Origin of the sequence: Planococcus faecalis, assembly GCF_002009235.1 — a bacterium.
GTDB classification, from domain to species: Bacteria; Bacillota; Bacilli; order Bacillales_A; family Planococcaceae; genus Planococcus; species Planococcus kocurii.
The window spans coordinates 960,307-979,831 of record NZ_CP019401.1; the positions used below are offsets into that span (position 1 = coordinate 960,307).

General features: G+C 41.2%; 19 protein-coding genes and 1 riboswitch. Of the genes, 15 read left to right on the plus strand and 4 right to left on the minus strand.

The window, feature by feature from the left end:
* The first annotated feature begins 3 nt into the window (after positions 1–3).
* From AJGP001_RS04665 to AJGP001_RS04690, 6 genes are all read left to right on the plus strand, one after another.
* Entirely contained in the window at positions 4–1,134 is a 1,131-nt protein-coding gene (locus AJGP001_RS04665) for a CamS family sex pheromone protein (protein ID WP_071153257.1), read from the plus strand.
* Between the two features lie 101 nt (positions 1,135–1,235).
* Positions 1,236–1,526 carry an Asp-tRNA(Asn)/Glu-tRNA(Gln) amidotransferase subunit GatC gene (gene gatC, locus AJGP001_RS04670; protein ID WP_058386046.1) on the plus strand — a complete coding sequence of 97 codons (291 nt, stop codon included), beginning with the start codon at positions 1,236–1,238 and terminating at the stop codon, positions 1,524–1,526.
* A gap of 19 nt (positions 1,527–1,545) precedes the next feature.
* Positions 1,546–3,015 carry an Asp-tRNA(Asn)/Glu-tRNA(Gln) amidotransferase subunit GatA gene (gatA, locus tag AJGP001_RS04675; RefSeq protein WP_071153258.1) on the plus strand — a complete coding sequence of 490 codons (1,470 nt, stop codon included), beginning with the start codon at positions 1,546–1,548 and terminating at the stop codon, positions 3,013–3,015.
* Complete coding sequence (gene gatB / locus AJGP001_RS04680; RefSeq protein ID WP_071153259.1) at positions 3,012–4,442, plus strand: Asp-tRNA(Asn)/Glu-tRNA(Gln) amidotransferase subunit GatB; 1,431 nt, start codon at positions 3,012–3,014, stop codon at positions 4,440–4,442. The genes gatA and gatB overlap by 4 nt, the downstream gene beginning before the upstream one ends.
* Positions 4,443–4,914: 472 nt before the next feature.
* Complete coding sequence (locus tag AJGP001_RS04685) at positions 4,915–5,475, plus strand: thioredoxin family protein (RefSeq protein ID WP_071153260.1); 561 nt, start codon at positions 4,915–4,917, stop codon at positions 5,473–5,475.
* An 89-nt stretch (positions 5,476–5,564) separates the two neighbouring features.
* Positions 5,565–6,479 carry a diacylglycerol kinase gene (locus tag AJGP001_RS04690; RefSeq protein WP_058386042.1) on the plus strand — a complete coding sequence of 305 codons (915 nt, stop codon included), beginning with the start codon at positions 5,565–5,567 and terminating at the stop codon, positions 6,477–6,479.
* 199 nt (positions 6,480–6,678) lie between these two features.
* Here the strand turns inward: AJGP001_RS04690 and AJGP001_RS04695 are convergent, their stop codons facing one another.
* Complete coding sequence (locus AJGP001_RS04695) at positions 6,679–7,107, minus strand: NUDIX hydrolase (protein ID WP_071153261.1); 429 nt, start codon at positions 7,105–7,107, stop codon at positions 6,679–6,681.
* Positions 7,108–7,310: 203 nt separating this feature from the next.
* Here AJGP001_RS04695 and AJGP001_RS04700 point away from each other — a divergent pair, with 203 nt between their 5' ends.
* The 5 genes from AJGP001_RS04700 to fbpA all read left to right on the plus strand — a co-directional run bounded on the left by AJGP001_RS04700 (position 7,311) and on the right by fbpA (position 11,544).
* The gene (locus tag AJGP001_RS04700; protein ID WP_058386040.1) at positions 7,311–8,657 is read left to right on the plus strand and encodes a cytochrome ubiquinol oxidase subunit I; all 1,347 of its coding nucleotides are present in this window, start codon (positions 7,311–7,313) and stop codon (positions 8,655–8,657) included.
* Positions 8,654–9,682 (plus strand): cytochrome d ubiquinol oxidase subunit II, encoded by a 1,029-nt coding sequence (locus AJGP001_RS04705; RefSeq protein ID WP_058386039.1) that lies wholly within the window; start codon positions 8,654–8,656, stop codon positions 9,680–9,682. The genes AJGP001_RS04700 and AJGP001_RS04705 overlap by 4 nt, the downstream gene beginning before the upstream one ends.
* A 15-nt stretch (positions 9,683–9,697) precedes the next feature.
* Positions 9,698–9,808: a cytochrome bd oxidase small subunit CydS family protein gene (gene cydS, locus AJGP001_RS17765; RefSeq protein ID WP_410477416.1), complete on the plus strand. Its 111-nt coding sequence runs from the start codon at positions 9,698–9,700 to the stop codon at positions 9,806–9,808.
* A gap of 73 nt (positions 9,809–9,881) precedes the next feature.
* Entirely contained in the window at positions 9,882–11,246 is a 1,365-nt protein-coding gene (rlmD, locus tag AJGP001_RS04710; RefSeq protein WP_071153262.1) for a 23S rRNA (uracil(1939)-C(5))-methyltransferase RlmD, read from the plus strand.
* 133 nt (positions 11,247–11,379) lie between these two features.
* Positions 11,380–11,544, plus strand: coding sequence for a Fur-regulated basic protein FbpA (fbpA, locus tag AJGP001_RS17340; RefSeq protein WP_143039503.1), 165 nt, complete (start codon positions 11,380–11,382; stop codon positions 11,542–11,544).
* 290 nt (positions 11,545–11,834) lie between these two features.
* Here the strand turns inward: fbpA and AJGP001_RS04715 are convergent, their stop codons facing one another.
* Positions 11,835–12,695, minus strand: a complete 861-nt coding sequence (locus tag AJGP001_RS04715) for a TetR/AcrR family transcriptional regulator (RefSeq protein ID WP_071153263.1) — start codon at positions 12,693–12,695, stop codon at positions 11,835–11,837.
* A gap of 168 nt (positions 12,696–12,863) precedes the next feature.
* Between AJGP001_RS04715 and AJGP001_RS04720 the strand changes: the two genes are divergently transcribed.
* The 4 genes from AJGP001_RS04720 (at position 12,864) to AJGP001_RS04735 (ending at position 17,817) form a co-directional block, all read left to right on the plus strand.
* Positions 12,864–14,333 carry an MDR family MFS transporter gene (locus AJGP001_RS04720; RefSeq protein ID WP_071153264.1) on the plus strand — a complete coding sequence of 490 codons (1,470 nt, stop codon included), beginning with the start codon at positions 12,864–12,866 and terminating at the stop codon, positions 14,331–14,333.
* Between the two features lie 173 nt (positions 14,334–14,506).
* Positions 14,507–15,667 carry a DEAD/DEAH box helicase gene (locus AJGP001_RS04725; protein WP_071153265.1) on the plus strand — a complete coding sequence of 387 codons (1,161 nt, stop codon included), beginning with the start codon at positions 14,507–14,509 and terminating at the stop codon, positions 15,665–15,667.
* The gene (locus AJGP001_RS04730; RefSeq protein ID WP_071153266.1) at positions 15,664–16,893 is read left to right on the plus strand and encodes an aminopeptidase; all 1,230 of its coding nucleotides are present in this window, start codon (positions 15,664–15,666) and stop codon (positions 16,891–16,893) included. Before AJGP001_RS04725 ends, AJGP001_RS04730 begins: the two co-directional genes overlap by 4 nt.
* A 12-nt stretch (positions 16,894–16,905) precedes the next feature.
* Positions 16,906–17,817, plus strand: coding sequence for an SGNH/GDSL hydrolase family protein (locus AJGP001_RS04735; protein ID WP_071153267.1), 912 nt, complete (start codon positions 16,906–16,908; stop codon positions 17,815–17,817).
* Positions 17,818–17,939: 122 nt separating this feature from the next.
* Here the strand turns inward: AJGP001_RS04735 and AJGP001_RS17470 are convergent, their stop codons facing one another.
* Positions 17,940–18,077, minus strand: a complete 138-nt coding sequence (locus tag AJGP001_RS17470) for a hypothetical protein (protein ID WP_169793159.1) — start codon at positions 18,075–18,077, stop codon at positions 17,940–17,942.
* A gap of 65 nt (positions 18,078–18,142) precedes the next feature.
* Positions 18,143–19,216 (minus strand): M20 family metallopeptidase, encoded by a 1,074-nt coding sequence (locus tag AJGP001_RS04740; protein ID WP_071153268.1) that lies wholly within the window; start codon positions 19,214–19,216, stop codon positions 18,143–18,145.
* Between the two features lie 148 nt (positions 19,217–19,364).
* A riboswitch (TPP riboswitch) is annotated at positions 19,365–19,462 on the plus strand.
* Positions 19,463–19,525 lie beyond the last annotated feature (63 nt).

The following is a 19,525-nucleotide window of genomic DNA, read 5'->3' on the forward strand; positions in this document are numbered from 1 at the left end:
AACATGAAGCGTATGTGGTGGATTCCAATCAGCTTGCTGCTGCTAACGGGATGTGTTCCTTCCGAGACCGATGAGGAAGCAGAAGTAGTAAATGAAAAAGAAGAAGTAGAGACGGCGATTATTCCAAGCATGCAGCTGGATGATCAATATTATCGTACGCTTCTGCCATATAAAGAAAGTGCCACAAGAGGGAAAATCGTTAATCGCCTAAATTCTCGTTACGATATTGTGGAGACAGAAAATGGGTTGTTGCGCTTGTCGCAAAAACAATTTTCGCCTGACGATTATTATTTCCAGGAAGGGCAGAAAATCACGGATGAAGATGCCACTTCCTGGCTACAACGCACCAGTACAGACAATCCAGCAGGTTTAAATGCTGCGGACAAACGAACTGAAGAGCAGAAAAAAGCAGGTGAACGTGCGCCTGCAGAAATACTGGCACACATTACCGAACAGAACTATTTAGTGAAGACGGATGAGGGGAAAATTCGGCTTGGTGGTATCTCAATAGGTCTGGCCTTGAATACGATGTATTATAGCTCTGAAGGCGGAATGTCCTACGAACAGGAAATTCCTCAAGCACAAATCGGAAAAGAAGGCAAGCGCATGGCCGACGAAATTGTTAAACGCCTACGCGAAAAAGAAGGACTAGCGGATGTACCAATCGTAGTAGGACTTTTTAAACAAAACGCAGGAAATGCAATGGTACCAGGTACGTATTTTGCTTCTGGTGCTGCACCGGGTGGCAAACAAACTGTTGCCAACTGGAATGCAGTAAACGAAGCGTATGTGCTGTTTCCAACTTCAGGTTCAGATGAACGTTACCGAGACATCGATACGGCTTTTCGCAATTTCAAACAAGACGTGGAAATCTACTTTTCTAATTTTACAAGTGTAATCGGGACAGGTTTTTATCAGAACAATGAACTAAAAGAATTGAAAATTGAAATCCCTATCCAATTTTTTGGAGCAGCTGAAGTGATTGGTTTTACACAATACGTGACTGGTTTAGTGGCAGAACATTTTCCTGAAAATGTATTAGTTGAAGTTAGTGTTACTTCGACTAACGGTCCAGAAGCATTGGTTTTGAAAAAAGCGGGAGAAACTAAACCGTTTGTTCACATTTACGAATAATTTATGTTAAAACAGGGATAGCCATGCGGCTGTCCCTATTTATTTTTTTAGAAAAATGGTATAATATAGCGTATGTTTACTGAATCCGGAGGTGTAGAAAAATGGCGAAAATGACTAAAGAAGAAGTAATTGAAGTCGCTCATTTGGCGAGACTTGCAATTACTGATGAAGAAGCGGAACATTTTGCAGATCAATTAGAAGCAATTACCAACGCAATGGAATTGTTAAGTGAATTGGATACGGAAAATGTTGAACCAACGACGCATGTATTGCAAATGGTCAACGTTTTACGAGAAGATAAATCAATCCCAGGATTAGATCGTGATTTGGTTATGAAAAACGTGAAAGAACATGAAGGCGGACAAGTTAAAGTCCCAACAATTTTAGAGTAGTCGGAAGGAGGCACTAAAGATGTCATTGGTAGAAAAAACAGCTGCACAATTGCAAGAAATGATACATACAAAAGAAATAACGATTGCTGAAATGACTGAAAAAGCATTTGAACGCATCGAAGCTCTTGAACCCAAAGTAGATGCATTTCTTGCGTTAAACAAAGAACGCGCAACACAACTTGCAAAAGAAATGGATAGTGTGCCTTTTGCTGAACGTGGACCTTTATTTGGTTTGCCTATCGGAGTAAAAGACAATATTGTCACAGAAGGTCTTGAAACAACGGCTTCTAGCCGTATTTTAGAAGGGTTTAATCCAATCTACGATGCAACAGTCGTAGACAAATTAAAAGCTGCTGGAATGGTGACCGTCGGAAAATTAAATATGGATGAATTTGCAATGGGTTCGTCTAACGAAAACTCGTATTACAAAAAAACAAAAAACCCATGGAATCTTGAAACTGTTCCGGGTGGTTCTTCAGGCGGGTCTGCTGCTGCAGTTGCGTCAGGACAAGTTCCGTTTTCGCTAGGATCAGATACGGGTGGCTCAATTCGTCAACCTGCTGCTTTTTGTGGCGTAGTTGGCATGAAGCCTACTTACGGACGAATTTCGCGTTTTGGGTTGATTGCTTATGCTTCATCGTTAGATCAAATCGGTCCAATTACACGAACTGTAAAAGACAACGCACTCCTGTTAAATGCGATTTCGGGATATGACGACAAAGATTCAACTTCTGCTAATGTTGAAGTTCCAGATTTCACTGCGGCATTGACGGGTGACATTACAGGTCTTCGCATCGGTGTTCCAAAAGAATATTTTGCTGAAGGTGTTGGCGAAGCAGCAAAACAAGCTGTTCTTGATGCTTTGAAAGTGCTTGAAGAACGAGGCGCAATTTGTGAAGAAATTTCACTGCCTCATTCAAAATACGCATTAGCAACTTATTACATTCTTGCTTCTTCTGAAGCATCATCAAATTTGTCACGCTTTGACGGTATTCGCTATGGCTACCGCACAGAAAAAGCAGGAAGTCTTCTTGAGTTTTACATGAACACGCGCTCTGAAGGATTTGGCGATGAAGTCAAACGCCGCATCATGCTTGGAACGTATGCACTAAGCTCAGGTTACTACGATGCTTACTACAAAAAAGCACAAAAAGTTCGGACCTTGATCAAAAAAGACTTTGATGATGCATTTGAAAAATACGATGTCATCGTTGGTCCAACAACGCCAACACCAGCATTTAAAATTGGTGAAATCATTGACGATCCATTAACAATGTATGCAAACGATATTTTAACAATTCCAGTTAACTTAGCAGGTGTACCAGCCATTTCAATACCTTGTGGATTTGAAAATGGTCTACCACTAGGCTTGCAAATTATCGGGAAGCACTTCGACGAAGAAACCGTTTATCGCGTTGCAGATGTATATGAACAAGCAACGGATTTCCATAAAAAAACTCCTCAGACATGGGAGGGAGCAGCACAATGAATTTTGAAACAATTATCGGACTTGAAGTCCACGTTGAACTAAAAACAGAATCTAAAATGTTTTCTCCAGCACCGGCTCATTTTGGTGCGGAACCAAATACCAATACGAACGTCATTGACCTTGGCTATCCAGGTGTTTTACCAGTAGTGAATAAAACAGCAGTGGACTGGGCAATGAGAGCGGCACTTGCATTAAACTGCGAAATTACGCGCCACACGAAATTTGATCGCAAAAACTATTTTTATCCAGATAACCCGAAAGCTTATCAAATTTCACAATTTGATCAGCCAATCGGTGAGCATGGCTGGATTGAAATTGAAGTAAAAGGCGAGAAAAAACGGATTGGCATTACCCGTCTTCATATGGAAGAAGATGCAGGGAAACTAACGCACACGGGCAAAGGCCATTCATTGGTTGACTTTAACCGTCAAGGCACACCATTAATCGAAATTGTTTCTGAGCCAGATATTCGTACAGCTGATGAAGCGTATGCGTATCTTGAAAAAATCAAAGCCATTATTCAGTACACAGGCGTTTCTGATGTACGCATGGAAGAAGGATCATTGCGTTGCGACGCGAACATTTCGCTTCGTCCGTTTGGTCAAGAACAATTTGGCACAAAAACCGAATTGAAAAACTTAAACTCGTTCAACTTTGTTCGTAAAGGGATTGAGCATGAGCAAGTTCGTCAAGAGCAAGTGTTATTGTCCGGTGGGATTATCGAGCAAGAAACACGTCGTTACGACGAATCCACAGGAAAAACCTTGTTGATGCGCATTAAAGAAGGATCTGACGATTATCGCTACTTCCCTGAACCTGATCTTGTCGATATCGTTATTGATGATGCTTGGCTAGAACGCGTTCGTTCAGAAATTCCAGAATTGCCAGATGCACGAAAAGCTCGTTATGTTTCAGAGCTAGGCATGTCTTCTTATGACGCTATGGTTCTGACACTAGCAAAACCAATTTCGGATTTCTTTGAAGCGACAGTAACTGCTGGTGCCGATGCGAAACTGTCATCTAACTGGTTGATGGGCGAAGTATCTGCTTACTTGAACGCTGAGCAAAAAGAACTTGAAGATACGGAATTAACACCAGAAGGTTTGGCTGGTATGATCAAATTGATTTCAGATGGCACCATTTCATCTAAAATTGCGAAGAAAGTCTTTAAGGAATTGATTGAAAAAGGCGGCGACGCGAACGATATCGTTAAAGCGAAAGGACTTGTTCAGATCTCTGATGAGAACACATTGCGTGAATTCGTTACAGCAGCTCTTGACAATAATCCACAATCGATTGAAGACTTTAAAAACGGTAAAGATCGAGCAATTGGTTTCCTTGTCGGGCAAATCATGAAACAAACTAAAGGGCAAGCAAATCCGCCATTGCTTAATAAAATTCTTCTTGAAGAAATTGCTAAAAGATAAGCTTTACCCATAAAAAAGGATGGTCCATTATGGATCATCCTTTTTTATGGGTTGGGTAAAGTTAAAGCAATACCGGCCACTTTGAGCATTGCTCTCGCTAAAGCTAAGAAAAAGCCGTTTGTCTTTAGCTTCGTTTAGCCGATGGACGCGCTTCGTGCTGGAACCGGTTGCTTTTAGTTAGGAGAATTGCAGGTAAAAGTTAATTTTATGCTTAGTGAAACTAAGTTAAACTTTAGACGTCTTTAAGTTGACCGTTAATTAGTGGTGACTTACACCGCTGTAAATCAGCATTTCTTCACCTAAGCCTTGAAGACTTTGCTACATAACAGTAAACTGGTAGTAAAGATAAGTTTGGATCAATAGCATGTGCTTGATGTATTTTGTAATTTCAACTGAATTCATGTGAATGAACCTTCTAATTCGAGAGGAACCGGCTGTTTAGTAGAAAGTAGGAAGAGGGAGACGTGATTGTATGATGACGGAGCAGCAGTATTTTGAAGCTGGCATTACTTTGGAAAGTTATATGGCTCAAATGGAGTCGAATCAGCAAAAGTCCTATAGCATCTATGAGAAGTTTAACCTTCCAGAAGACACGGAATTTATGGCGTTGCTAAAAGAAAAGCAACCTCATATTTTGGTTATTACTGAAGATTGGTGTGGCGATGCGATGATGAATAATGCCATCCTGCGAAAAATCACAGATGCGGTTCATTTAGAGGTTCATTGCGTATACCGTGATGAACATCTCGAATTGATGGATCGTTATTTAACCAATGGTGGACGTTCAATTCCCAAATACATTATTCTCTCAGAAGACGGCAAGGTTCTGGGTACTTGGGGTCCACGAGCTCCTAAAGTTCAAAACTTTGTCGATGAAAAGAAATCGGTACTTCCGGATAAAGATGATCCCCAATACGAGCATCACTTGAAGACCGTTATTGGTGAGATTTCAGATGGATTTGTATATAACAATGGTTTTTGGCAAATCGTTTATGAAGACTTACGTCAAGCATTTCAAAAAGCACTAACATAAATGAATGATCTATTTTTAGAAAACCTATAACTGCTTACCTAGAAAATGTTTTGTCGATCTTTACAGAAAGTCCAGAAAGGCTGAATCTCATGAAACGTGCACGCATTATATACAATCCAACTTCCGGCCGTGAGTTATTCCGAAAACACTTGCCTGAAGTGCTAGAAAAAATGGAAAAAGCGGGCTACGAAACATCTTGTCACGCGACAACTTGTGAAGGCGATGCCATTCAAGCTGCAGCTTTTGCTGTAGAGCGGAAGTTTGATTTAGTAATCGCTGTGGGTGGAGACGGTACGTTAAACGAAGTTGTTTCAGGAATCGCTCCTTTTGAAAATCGTCCCAAAGTGGGTCTTATTCCAATGGGAACGACCAATGACTTTGCTCGCGCTGTTCATATTCCACGCGATATAACAAAAGCTGTTGATATTATTCTTAAAGGTGATTCAATTCCTGTGGATATAGGGTTAATGAATGGTGATCGGTATTTTATTAACATTGCAGGGGGCGGCAGGCTGACGGAGCTAACGTATGAAGTTCCAAGCAAGTTAAAAACAGTTCTCGGTCAAATGGCTTATTATTTAAAAGGCATCGAGATGCTGCCTTCGATTCGATCTTCACGTGTTCGGATTGAATACGATGGTCAAGTTTTTGATGACAGTGCCATGATGTTTTTGATCGGATTGACTAATTCGGTTGGAGGATTTGAAAAATTAGCGCCTGATGCTAGTATTAACGACGGGAAGTTTACGTTATTAATTTTAAAAGAGCTCAATATGGCTGAGTTTATCCGTGTTGCCTCTTTAGCTCTTCGGGGTGAACATTTATCGGACTCTCATGTAATTTATGCTAAAGCCAGCAAAATTACAGTAACGACAGAAGAACGAGTATTACTCAATTTAGATGGAGAGTATGGTGGGTTACTGCCAGCTGTATTCGAAAACTTAGCTAGTCATATTGAGATGTATGTGCCGATTGATTCATTGAACGAAAAAGACCGTAAATAAAAATAAGTCGTCCGGTAAGTCTCTAAAATAAAACAGACGGTGGAAAAAGAGTTCTTTTTCCACCGTCTGTTTTTTGGATTGCTGTCAAGAATATAGAACTCGGTGTACATTTTCAGAAACAAAAGAAGCCGTACTCAAAAAGTCATTGTTCATGACTTTTTGGGACAGCCCCGTTTGCTAGTTACTATCTTGTGACATTCTAAAGTAGTTCGATTGCTTTGTCTTGTTCTGCTGCAAGCTGCGGCAGATTTTTAATCGATTCCCAGCGGAATAACAACGTCATGCCGTTATCACGGCCCTGGCTTTTAATCATGTGTTCAAAAAATTCAATAGGTTCTCCGGTATATTCAAATTGAAAAATATTCCGTTCGTATGCCTTATCCTGATGTTCAGGATAATACGTATACTTGTGGATTTTCCCTACAAAGTCAAGAACTTCACGTGGCAAGCCTGTTTCCTCTTTTACTTCTCGGTATAATGCATCGATCAATAGTTCGCCGTCTTCGATTGTGCCACCTGGAACTTGCAGGCCAACTTCTGGTTCTCCTTTGTATTCGAATACAAGCAATTCACGATTTTCATCATCGCCTCTTGTGATATAAGCAAATACTTTCCGTTTTGTTCTCATGATGAATCACCCTTTTTCTTTGTTCTTTATAGAATACTAAAAATTGAGAAAAATTTCAATTCTTTTTACTTCGTTTTTGTCACAGCTTATTCAAAGTTGGCTGTGATACCAAGGCTTAGGAAGAGTTTTGGCAAGTGCGTTTGATGTACAATAGGAACTAAGGAAACAGTAAATTACATGTTTGAAAAAAGGAGACGAGTAGATTGGAATTCCAAGATCCAGCTTTTCTGAGTCGTATTCTAACGCTTTTGACTTTATCATTCCATATTCTCTACGCAACAATCGGCGTAGGGGTACCACTCATGATTATGATCGCCCAGTGGGTGGGGATTAAGAAAAAAGATGAACATTATATTTTGATGGCTCGCCGTTGGGCAAGAGGCTTTGTTATAACCGTAGCTGTAGGAGTTGTAACCGGTACAGCGATCGGCTTGCAGTTATCGCTGCTGTGGCCGAATTTTATGCAATTAGCAGGGAACGTCATTGCGTTGCCATTGTTTATGGAAGTTTTTGCGTTTTTCTTCGAGGCAATTTTCCTCGGGATTTACCTTTATACATGGGATCGCTTTGAAGATCAGCGGAAGCATTTTCTGCTACTGATTCCGGTTGCACTCGGTGCAGCCGCATCGTCCGTTTTTATCACCATTGTCAACGCCTTTATGAACCAACCACAGGGCTTTGAGATACTAAATGGTGAAATGGTTAACGTCAGCCCGCTGCTGGCGATGTTTAGTCCTGCAGTACCGACAAAAGTAGCGCACGTTATGGCGACAGCTTTCATGACCAGCGCATTTTTACTGGCTTCTATTGCGGCTTTCCGAATGTTACGTGGCTCTACGCATATTTATCACAAAAAAGCTTTGTTCTTGACGATGAAATTAGCATTGGTATTTTCTGTCGCTACGGCTTTAATTGGTGATTTTTCTGGTAAGTATTTGGCAGAGTATCAGCCGGAAAAATTGGCAGCTGCTGAGTGGCATTTTGAAACCGAAGAAGATGCTGGTTTGGTCATGTTTGGAGTTCTAGATGGTGAAGAAGTGAAGTACGCCATTAAGATTCCGTATGCTTTAAGCATACTGGCGCACAGTAATCCATTTGCTGAAGTAACAGGTCTTAATGAGTTCCCAGAGGACGAAATTCCACCATTATGGATTCACTATCTTTTTGATACGATGGTCACTATTGGGATGTGGCTAGCCTTCTTCTCCTTTGTCTATGTTGTGGCGGCTTGGCGTAACTGGTCGTTTATACGGACAAAATGGTTCCGTTGGCTAACAGTAGCAGGAGGTCCTTTGGCACTCGTGGCTATTGAAGCAGGATGGTGGTTTACAGAAGTAGGACGCCAGCCTTGGATTCTTCGAGGTCATATGAAGATTGATGAAGCTGCAACTACTAGTGGTCATGTGGACTTGATGATTGTTTTGTTTGCTGGCTTGTATTTGATTCTAGGAATCGGGACGGTTGTTGTTCTTTCAAGAATGTATAGACGCAACCCCGTTGAAAAAGAATTAGCAGCACGTGAAAATGGCAAAGGCGGTGAAGAAGAATGACTCTAGAAATTATTGGGATTTCTGTTTTATGGTTGTTTCTGTTTCTATACGTCATTGTGGCGTCGATTGACTTCGGCGCCGGCTTCTTTAATGCCTATAGCTCGTTTGTTGGCAAGCAACATATTTTGACAGGGGTTATTCAGCGCTACTTGTCACCAGTTTGGGAAGTTACCAACGTATTCTTTGTTTTCTTCTTTGTTGGGATTATCGGATTTTTCCCGCAAACCGCTTTTTACTACGGTACAACCTTATTAGTTCCAGCTAGTCTAGCATTGATACTGCTGGCGATTCGAGGTTCCTATTACGCTTTTGCGACTTACGGAGCAAAAATCAATCATAGAGGTTATATCTATATGTATGGGTTGTCTGGGCTGTTGTTACCAGCGGCATTATCACCAGTTCTTGCCATGTCTGAAGGTGGCTTTATCCAACTTGATAATGGCCAGCCTTACTTGGATTACTGGGCATTGTTCACCAGTCCGTTAATGTGGAGTATTGTCGTTTTGAGTTTAACAGCAGTTCTTTATATTTCGTCGGTATTTTTAACTTGGTACTCATCGAAAGCTGGTGATGCGAAAGCGACTGATTTGATGCGTAAATATGCGCTCGTTTGGGCAGCTCCCGCAATCGTTACTGCAACCGGGATTATTTACGAACTGCGTGGCCACAATCCAGAGCATTACGCTCGCATTCTTGATTTATGGTGGGCATTCGCATTGTCGTTCTTATTGTTTGCTGGAACGGTTTACCTAATTTGGAAAAAGCGTCATTATGGTTGGGCTTTTATTTTATTAATGGGGCAGTTCTTTACAGCATTCTTCGCGTATGGTGCATCCCATTACCCGTACTTGCTGTATCCGTATTTGACGATATATGACAGCTTTACTAATGAAGCCATGGCGATTGCTTTGATCATTGCATTTATCGCAGGGCTGTTCTTGTTGTTGCCATCGCTTTACTTGTTGTTCCGTCTGTTCTTGTTCGATAAGGATTACGTTGAAGGCAAATCAGATTACCACGCATAAGAGGAGGCATTATTCATGCAGGATTTCATGATATTTTATGCACCATTTCTAGTGTTGTTCGGAGCCATTATTTTTGGTTTCTGGTTCTCTCTGAAAGATGGTCCCGCTAGAAAAGAAAAAAATTAGGAACGCGTACAGGCTTTTGCCTGACGCGTTTTTTTGTTGTATGATAAGTAGATGTGAAATGGAGTGAATTTTTTTGAAACCAGTAAACAAAAACGATCGACTAACGGTCCATGTAGAAGATTTGACACATGACGGTGCAGGCGTAGCAAAAGTTGATGGCTATCCGCTGTTTATCCCAGGCGCTTTGCCAGGAGAAGATGTCTCGGTCCATGTGTTAAAAACCTTGAAATCTTATGGCTTTGCAAAGCTAATCGAAATACAGCAAGCTTCACCTTTTCGTGTTACAGCTCCGTGTCCAGTGTTTGATACATGTGGAGGCTGTCAAATTCAGCACTTGTCCTACGAAGGACAGATGACTTTTAAACGAAAATTAGTGCGGGACGCGATTACGCGTATCGGTAAATTACCAGATGTGCCGGTACATCCAGTTAAAGGTATGGAAGATCCGTGGCGCTACCGCAATAAATCTCAAATTCCTTTTGGTACACAAGACGGCAAAGTGGTCGCTGGATTTTATCAGCCGCGTTCTCATGACATTGCAGATACGGATACATGTTTGATTCAAACACCTGAAGCAGATGCGATTATGGTCGCTTTGAAAAACAACTTAGTGGAAATAGGCATTGAACCTTACGAAGAAGCCACACACCGCGGTATGCTTCGCCACGTAGTAGTTCGGAAAGCTCGAGCGACTGGAGAAATTATGGTCGTTTTAGTCACTAAGAAAAAGAAATTTGCTCATTCAGCACGAGCAATTGAATTGATTCAAGCAACTGTTCCAGAAGTGACATCGATTGTCCAAAACATCAACCATGAAAAAACCAATGTTATTTTTGGTGACGAAACCGTAACGCTTTGGGGCAAAGATGTGATTGAAGATCGGATCGGTAACGTTCGTTTTGAAATTTCAGCACGCTCTTTTTATCAAATCAACCCGATACAAACAGAAATTCTTTACGGTCAAGCGCTTGAATACGCTCAATTAACGGGACAGGAGACCGTCATTGATGCGTATTGTGGCATTGGGACGATTTCTCTGTTCCTTGCAAAGCAAGCTAAATTTGTTATGGGTGTAGAAATTGTTCCTCAAGCGATTGAAGATGCTAAACGCAACGCTGAACTAAATGGTTTAACGAATACTTTATTTGAAGCAGGACCTGCGGAACAAGTGATTCCGCGCTGGTACAAAGAAGGCAAGCAGGCGGATGTTTTAGTGGTCGATCCACCACGTAAAGGCTGTGATGAGCAGTTGCTACGGACTATTCTCAAGCAGCGTCCATCGCGTGTTGTTTATGTATCGTGTAACCCGGCTACACTTGCGCGTGACTTGCGCATATTAGAAGATGGTGGCTACCGCACAAAAGAAGTACAGCCTGTTGATATGTTCCCACAGACAACGCATTGTGAAGCAGTGGCTTGGCTAGAGCTAGAAAAATAAAAAAAGAGTTTAATTGGCGAAACGCGCTGATTAAACTCTTTTTTTATTTTTGACACAACTTTACTGAGTTACAGGTTTTAAAGAGATAAATCATAGGGTAAAGATAAAAGAATACTTCCAGAAGGAGATAACGATGAAAATGAAACAAGTGCCCGAGTCAAAATTCACAGATAAACGTGAAACCATCATTCAAGGGTTAGTCGAACAAAATGTATTTAAGATCAATGGCAGACAATTATATGAAACTTCACTTTATGAATTAATGAAAACTTATACAGACAATGAAAAAGCCGGTTGATTCTGGCTTTTTTCAATGGTTGATACAAAGTAGGAGCCATGTTCATGTGTGATGAAAAATCAGCAACCTATCGCAAGAGTCGATTTGTTGAACTGACGATTGCCGAAATATAGCAAGAACTGACAGCTGGTAACTTAACTTCAGAAAAAATCAGTTTTAATGTACAAAGAAACGATTTCACATTTGCATGGGCTCCCCATTTTGCTGGCAGACAATATAGCTACTAGTAATGAAATGCACACAAAAGCAAATGTCGAAAAAAAGCGAAGCCAGTTGTGGCTTCGCTTTTTTTATGCCAACTCGTCTAAATGCTTCCATACTTGTTCTATGAGTATCGACAGTTCAGCTTCGATCCGTTTGTCATTAGCTAAAGTCGTTAGGACACTTTCAATTAACGCTTTTCTCGGCGCTTCTGTGGCGAGTTCTGTTGCTAGAAACTGCACTAATTGCTGTGTGTTGGCATGATCTTTTAAGTTTCGAGCATAAGCTTCTAATAGCATAGCAAGTTCTTCAATGCTAACGTGATCTGCTAAAGTGGCGATTGGTAATTTGAGCTTGCCAATAAAATGGTCTTTCGCTGCTATTTGAAGAGTTATCGTTGCTTGTAAGCGGCGGACGACAAAAGAAGAGAGTTTTTCTGCCGGTAATTCCTCCACAGAAACGAGACGCCATAAATGAATCAGTTGCTGTACATAGCCGTGGACAAAAGCCGCATTTTCTAATGCGTAAGGAGCTGCTTCTTTGCCAAAAACATCTACGATTCGTGAAGAAATCCATTCCATTTCTAACGTATATTGTTTAATGGAAAATGCTTTTAGTTCCGGATCTTGTGAATAAAAGATGCTTTCGTAGAGAGAAAATAGATTTTTTTCAAGGTTCAGCTTGATGCGAATAGACAGTTGTTCTGCCAGAACCTCTGGATCGTTGGTTAGCATTCCAAGTGCTGCGGCTAATCGTTGCTGGCGAATTTCACTGCCAATAGATTCCATGATTGCCATAAGACACTCAGATTTGGAACCGAAATAGTTGTAGAAAGTTCCTTTAGACACGCCAGCATCATCGAGTATGTCTTGGATAGAAGAGGGGTTATAGCCTTTATTGATGAACAGCTTGTAGGCTGCGCTTAAAATTTGCTGTTTTTTCGGGTTCATATACCTCACCTTTATACCGTTAGTCTATCTTTATAATAAGTTAAAAATGCTTTCAAATCAATGATTTAAGATGAATAAAACATTTGACTTGAAAAAAATATACAACCGGTATAGAATAATTAAATGAAGAAATAGAAAAAGCGTAAGATGTATGGAGGAAATGAAAATATGACAGAACAGAAAAAACCACCTTATGGCATTATTGCCATTCTCTTTACCGGCGCGTTCGTAGCGATTTTTAATCAGACTTTGTTGAACATTGCATTGCCTGAAATTATGATCGATTTAAATATAGCCGCTTCTACAGCACAATGGTTAGTTACAGGCTATATGCTAGTTAACGGGATTTTGATTCCTGCTAGTGCTTTTTTCATTCAGCGCTATTCCAATCGTTCGATTTTCATTGTGGCGATGTCATTATTTGCACTCGGCACGTTATTGGCGGCAATATCGCCAACATTTAGCATTCTGCTAATCGGCAGAATGGTCCAAGCTTCTGGGGCAGCATTGATGATGCCCTTATTAATGAACGTTATGCTTGCTGCTTTTCCTGTTGAAAAACGAGGATCTGCGATGGGGATATTCGGACTGGTTATGGTCGTTGCACCTGCAATTGGCCCAACTCTTTCTGGATTTATCGTCGAGCATTACTCATGGCGTGTTCTCTTTTGGATTGTCTTACCGATCGCACTAGTTCCTCTTACTTTAGGGATATTCAAATTAAAGAACCTAACATTCCAAAATAGAGATATATCACTTGATAAAGCTTCGTTGGCTCTTTCAAGTTTAGGATTCGGCGGTGTTTTATACGGGTTCAGTTCAGCCGGAACGCTCGGCTGGACCAATGCCACTGTCATAGTGACAATCGCAATAGGTGTGATATCTTTAATTGTTTTCGGGTTCCGCCAATTAAAATTAGATGAGCCTTTACTGGAAATTCGAATTTATAAATATCCGATGTTTGCTTTATCATCTGCTATTTCAATTTCTCTTTCCATGTCTATGTTCTCAGCAATGATTTTAATGCCGATTTATATCCAAACCATCAAAGGAATTTCACCGATTAACTCGGGGTTGTTAATGTTGCCGGGCGCTTTAATTATGGGCTTTATGTCGCCGATTACTGGCCGACTTTTCGACCGTTTTGGCGCTAAAGTGTTGGCCATTCCTGGGTTGTCATTAGTTGTTTTAACGACGTATATGTTTAGCCAATTGAGCTTAGACTCTAGTTACGTCAGTATTATGGTAATTTACACATTGCGGATGTTTGGTATTTCAATGGTTATGATGCCGGTTATGACCAACGGTTTGAATACCTTGCCGATAAAATCTTATCCTCACGGAACAGCAATCAATAATACGTTGCAGCAAGTGGCAGGGGCTGTTGGATCAGCTTTCTTAATTACCATCATGAACACACGCACCGAATCGTCAGCGAAAGAATTGGCGGCAAGTGGAACTTCTCCGGAGAGTATTTTGAACTTAGCCATGCTTGACGGCATTAACTTCGCGTTTTTCGTTTCTACTTTTATCGCGCTCGTATCATTGATACTGGCTTTCTTTATTAAAAAGCCTGTTCGACCAGTCACTGAAGCCGAAAAAGAAATTGTTTACAGACGAAAAGAAGCAACTGAATAATCGACTGAGCCAGTCCGGTATCCGGGCTGGCTTTTTGAATTTAAGAAAATAGAAATGACTGCACTTTGATCGTGATTGGATGCTACGGAGGCTTACACTTTTCCAGTTTCAAAAAGGCGATAAAACAGCAAATATGGTACACTAAAAGCATTGAAAAAAAGGTGGAATCGCAAATGACTTTTATAAAAGAACTAAGTCCAATATGGCAAGAGAAATGGGAGAAGGCTGGATTTGAAGCGGCAATGCCGATTCAAGACCAGATGATTCCAGAAATGTTAGCAGGCAATGATATCGTAGCAGAATCTCCAACAGGTTCTGGTAAAACTTTGGCATATGTCTTGCCGATATTAGAACGAGTAAATCCAGAAAAACCAGCGATACAAGCAATGATCGTTGCGCCATCGCAGGAATTGTCTATGCAAATCGTTAATGTCTTACGTGAGTGGACAGAAGGAACAGACGTAACCGTTACGCAGTTGATTGGTGGTGCAAATATGCAGCGTCAATTAGAAAAGCTAAAGAAAAAGCCAACGATTGTAGTTGGAACTCCGGGACGTCTAAATGAATTAGTGAAAACGAAAAAATTGAAAATGCATGAAATCCGTATGTTGGTATTGGATGAAGGCGATCAGTTAATGGCGCGTGAGCACCGTGGGATTATGAAAGACTTGATTGAAAAAACGCAACATGACCGCCAATTGGTTCTTGTGTCTGCGACCATTACAGAAGAAATAGAAGTAGTTGCCGAACGGTTAATGCAACATCCAACGCGTCTGCAAGTAACAGCTGCAGATTTACCAATGTTTGGCAAAGTGACGCATTCATTCATCAAAGTGGATGAACGTGATAAAACGGAATTGCTGCGCAGCATTTCGCATATTCCAGACATGAAAGCATTAGCGTTTGTGAATAACTTAGATCAGTTGCTAATGAAGGAAAATAAATTGAAATTCCGTGACGCGAAAATCGTCACATTGCATTCTGAAATGAAAAAAGATGAACGCAAAAAAGCATTAGATGCTTTTCGTAAAGGGGAAGTCGCCGTTTTGATTGCAACAGAAGTAGCGGCACGTGGATTGGATATCGATTTGGTGACGCATGTGGTTCACGTCGATGTTCCACAAACCGTTGAGCAATACTTACATCGTTCAGGGAGAACCGGAAGAGCTGGGGCTGATGGTGAAGTATTGACTTTGTTGGCGTATGCTGATGAACGTCATTATAAAAAATTTACGAAAGAATTGCCTTCTAAGCCTGTTCAAAAAATTGTTCATGGTGGTAAGTTAATCGAAGGATCTAGCAAAACCATTGCCGCGAAGGGGAATAAGCGATGAATTTTCATGAAAAGCTTGAACAATACGCTGAATTAACGGTTTATGTCGGATTAAATGTTCAAAAAGGACAATTGGTCGTCATTAATACAACAATTGACACGCTTGAATTTACGCGGATTGTCGTTAGAAAAGCTTATGAAGCAGGTGCTAAACGTGTACAGGTTAACTACGAAGATCCGGTATTGACACGAACGCATTTTGAATTAGCTCCTGATGACACATTTAAAGAATATCCAGAATGGTCTGTCTTACAGCGAGATGAAGTTGTTAATACGGGTGGGGCTTTCCTGTGGATTGATGCGGAAGATCCGGACTTGCTAACTGGAATTCCAGCAAAACGTTTGGCCGATTGGCAAAAAGCTTCAGGAACAGCGTTAGAGCGCTATCGTCAAGCAGTTGGAACGGATAAAGTAGCATGGTCGATTGTTGCAATTCCGTCCTCAAAATGGGCACAAAAAGTGTTTCCCAACTTGCCGGCTGAACAACAAATGGAGTCTTTATGGCAAGCTATTTTCAAAACTGTACGAATCGGTGAAGGCAATGCAGTGGAAGCTTGGAAAAACCACATCGCCTTGTTAGAGAAACGAGCTACGCAATTAAACGATAAACGTTACGTGAAATTGCAGTATAGTGCACCTGGAACGGATTTAACTATTGAACTTCCAGACAAGCACATTTGGATGTCTGGTGCGTCAAAAACGCCTCAAGGAAATCCATTTATTGCGAATATGCCGACCGAAGAAGTTTACACCGTTCCGTTGAAGCATGGAGTAGATGGCATCGTTCAGAACACAAAGCCACTGGTCTACCAGGGAAATGTGATTGATGGATTTACACTGACTTTTGAAAAAGGGAAAATTGTTCAGGCCAAAGCAGCAACAGGACAAGAACTTCTAGACGAAATGATTAGCGCCGACGAAGGGGCAGCTTATTTGGGAGAAGTGGCATTAGTGCCATTTCATTCTCCAATTTCCGATTCGAATATTCTGTTTTACAATACCTTATTCGATGAAAATGCTTCAAATCATTTAGCGATTGGTGATTCTTATCCTACTTGCTACGAAGGTGCACGCGATTTAGAGCGCAATCAACTAGCAGCTATCGGCCTTAACACGTCAATTGTCCATGAAGATTTCATGATAGGCAGTGAGCACATGAATATTGATGGCATCACGATTGATGGTTCAAAAGAGCCTATCTTCCGAAACGGAAACTGGGCATTCTAAGAGGTGATGGAGATGAAGAAGTATTGGATGGCAGCAATGGCTGGATTTCTATTGTTTAGTGGAACGGCCTCTGCGCAAGCAGCGATACAAATCCCTGCCGCGTATGTGGCAATCGGGGATTCACTAGCAGCAGGACAAACACCCAATCAACAAATAGATACGGGTTATACCGATTTGATCCATCAAGAACTAACACGCAATCAACCCGTGGCCTTTTACTCGAAAGATCTGGCATTTCCTGGATTTACAACGGCTGATGTGTTAGACAGTATACAAACAGATGAGGCGGAAAAAGTGCTTGGGTCAGCTAATCTGATAACGATATCAGCTGGAGCAAATGATCTGTTGCGTTTAGTACAAAACGACTCGAAACAAGGTTCTTTGACTTTTCAACAACGTCAAGTAGATTTTGCGCTCAATGGAGCAAGAAAAAATATGGACTTAATCTTATCTGAGCTTACCGAAAAATCTCCAGATGCCACTGTTTATGTGATGGGCTATTATTTTGCATACCCTCACGTCCGTGAAAGTCAAAAAAATGGCACGTCCAAACAACTGGATCGACTTAATGAAATTCTTCGATTGTCAGCTGAAAAAGCGGGTGCTATTTTTGTGTCAGTAGACCAACCATTTGGTGCAAACGGCGTGGATAAAATTCCAAATCCAGCCGATGTTCATCCGAACGTAATTGGTTACCAGGCGATGGCAAACGCATTTTTCGAAAACTATCAAGAAGCGTGGACCATAGAAAATTCTGAACTGCCACCAGCAAACCCACTGTCTTTTGAGGAAATTATAGAAGCACAAGAACAGCAAGAACAGAAGACACCAAAAGATAGCGAAGCTGAAGAAACGGCGAAGCGACCTTCTGATCAAAACAAAACAGGGTACTTGGCTTTACAGCAAGAAATTCCTTACGTTTAAAATGTGCGAAAATGCATATTCACTTTTCTCTAAATACTGAGAGGTTCACTTTTTTATGTAAGAAGAGTAGCTGTTTCATGCTAATAAAAAACGTTCTGGCATATATGCCGGAACGTTTTTTATTAGCGTTTTTTAGTAGGCTGTTTAGTAGGAGATTGACCTGCTTTGCCTTGTTTTCTTTTGTTTAATACTTTGCGAATAATAGGATATGCTATAGGGCCATATTTGATTGCAGATTTCAGTAGTCTTCCAATTGCCATTTAAATCTCTCCATTCATAATCGTAGTGATTGTTGTTTTCCCGAGTTCTCTATGATGCAAACCTCTTACGTCAGTTGCGCATGTGCCAGCAAGATGTTTTTGTATGCGTGAACACTTGAAATCGTTACATATTCCGCATTGCCATGCCAGTCGTCACCACTTGGTCCAAATTCAATGGCACCTTCACCGCCGTTTACGGCTGCATAATAACGTGTGTCGGCTGCGCCGTGCTGACCAAACAAAACAGCTTGTTGTTGTGTAGTAGCTGTAATTGCTTTTTGCAAGCTTTGAATAAATGGATTGTCTTTTGTAGTTGTTAGAGGAGGTGTAGATCCCGAAGCTTTATAATCCATAGTAACGTTCAAAGTCTCAGCCAAGTCCACCAATTGTCGAACGATTTCTTCTTTTTGCTGTCCTGGCATAAAACGGATATCGTAAGACATTTCACAAACCTCAGGAACGACATTATAGCGTTCTCCTGCTTTGATGATGGGCAGATTGACAGAAGGTTGCTCGTAATATTCGGTGGATTCTTTTCGGAACGGTAAATCGGCGACGGCCAGATGGAATTTCATCGCAGATTCAATGGCGTTAATTCCTTCCCATGGACGACTACCATGAGCAGGTTTGCCTTTAAAAACCATATCCATTCTCAAAATCCCTTTAGATTGAAGTCCGACTTTTAATCCGGTAGGTTCTCCGCAAATGACAAAATCACCGTGGAATCCTTGTTCGACGAGCCACTTGGATGTATGGCGTCCGCCAATTTCTTCATCAGTGACAATATGTAACTGCACTTCGCGAGTTACGAGGGAACTGTCGAGTTCGACAAACGCCTGCATCATGGCTGCAACTCCGGCTTTCATGTCAGCAGCGCCTCGCCCATAAAGTCGATCTCCTTCTTCAACAGGTACAAATTGCTCTTTATGACCCGGAACTACATCAACGTGACCATTCCAGACAATCGTCTCTTCTCCTTGCCCTTTAACAGCTGTCAACATCAAGTAGCCTTTATTGTCATGAACCTTCACGGATTCTCCTTTGGTTTTTAGCCAATCGGCACAGAAAAGAAGAGCTTTGTTGGCACCCTCTTTGGTATCACTTTGAATCTTTATCAATTCTTTTAACAATTCAATCATCCTTTTGGCAAGCCTAATATCCCGGCTGCCTCCACCACCTTTCAAGTATCGTAACTATTCTCATCTTTACCCTATCACATCATCTTAAAACGATGTTGCATAAAAGAACAGCGTTGTGTACAATACAGGTGACTGTTAATATAGTTGTATACACCACAAGGGGAGCTTTTGCTGAGAGTGAACATTTGTTCTTACCCTTTGAACCTGTAAGTTAACACTTGCGCAGGGATGTGGATGGAAACCGGCTCTTACAACGACGCCAGGCTCTGTCCTGACGTCGTTTTTAATATGGTTTTATTCACGACCCTT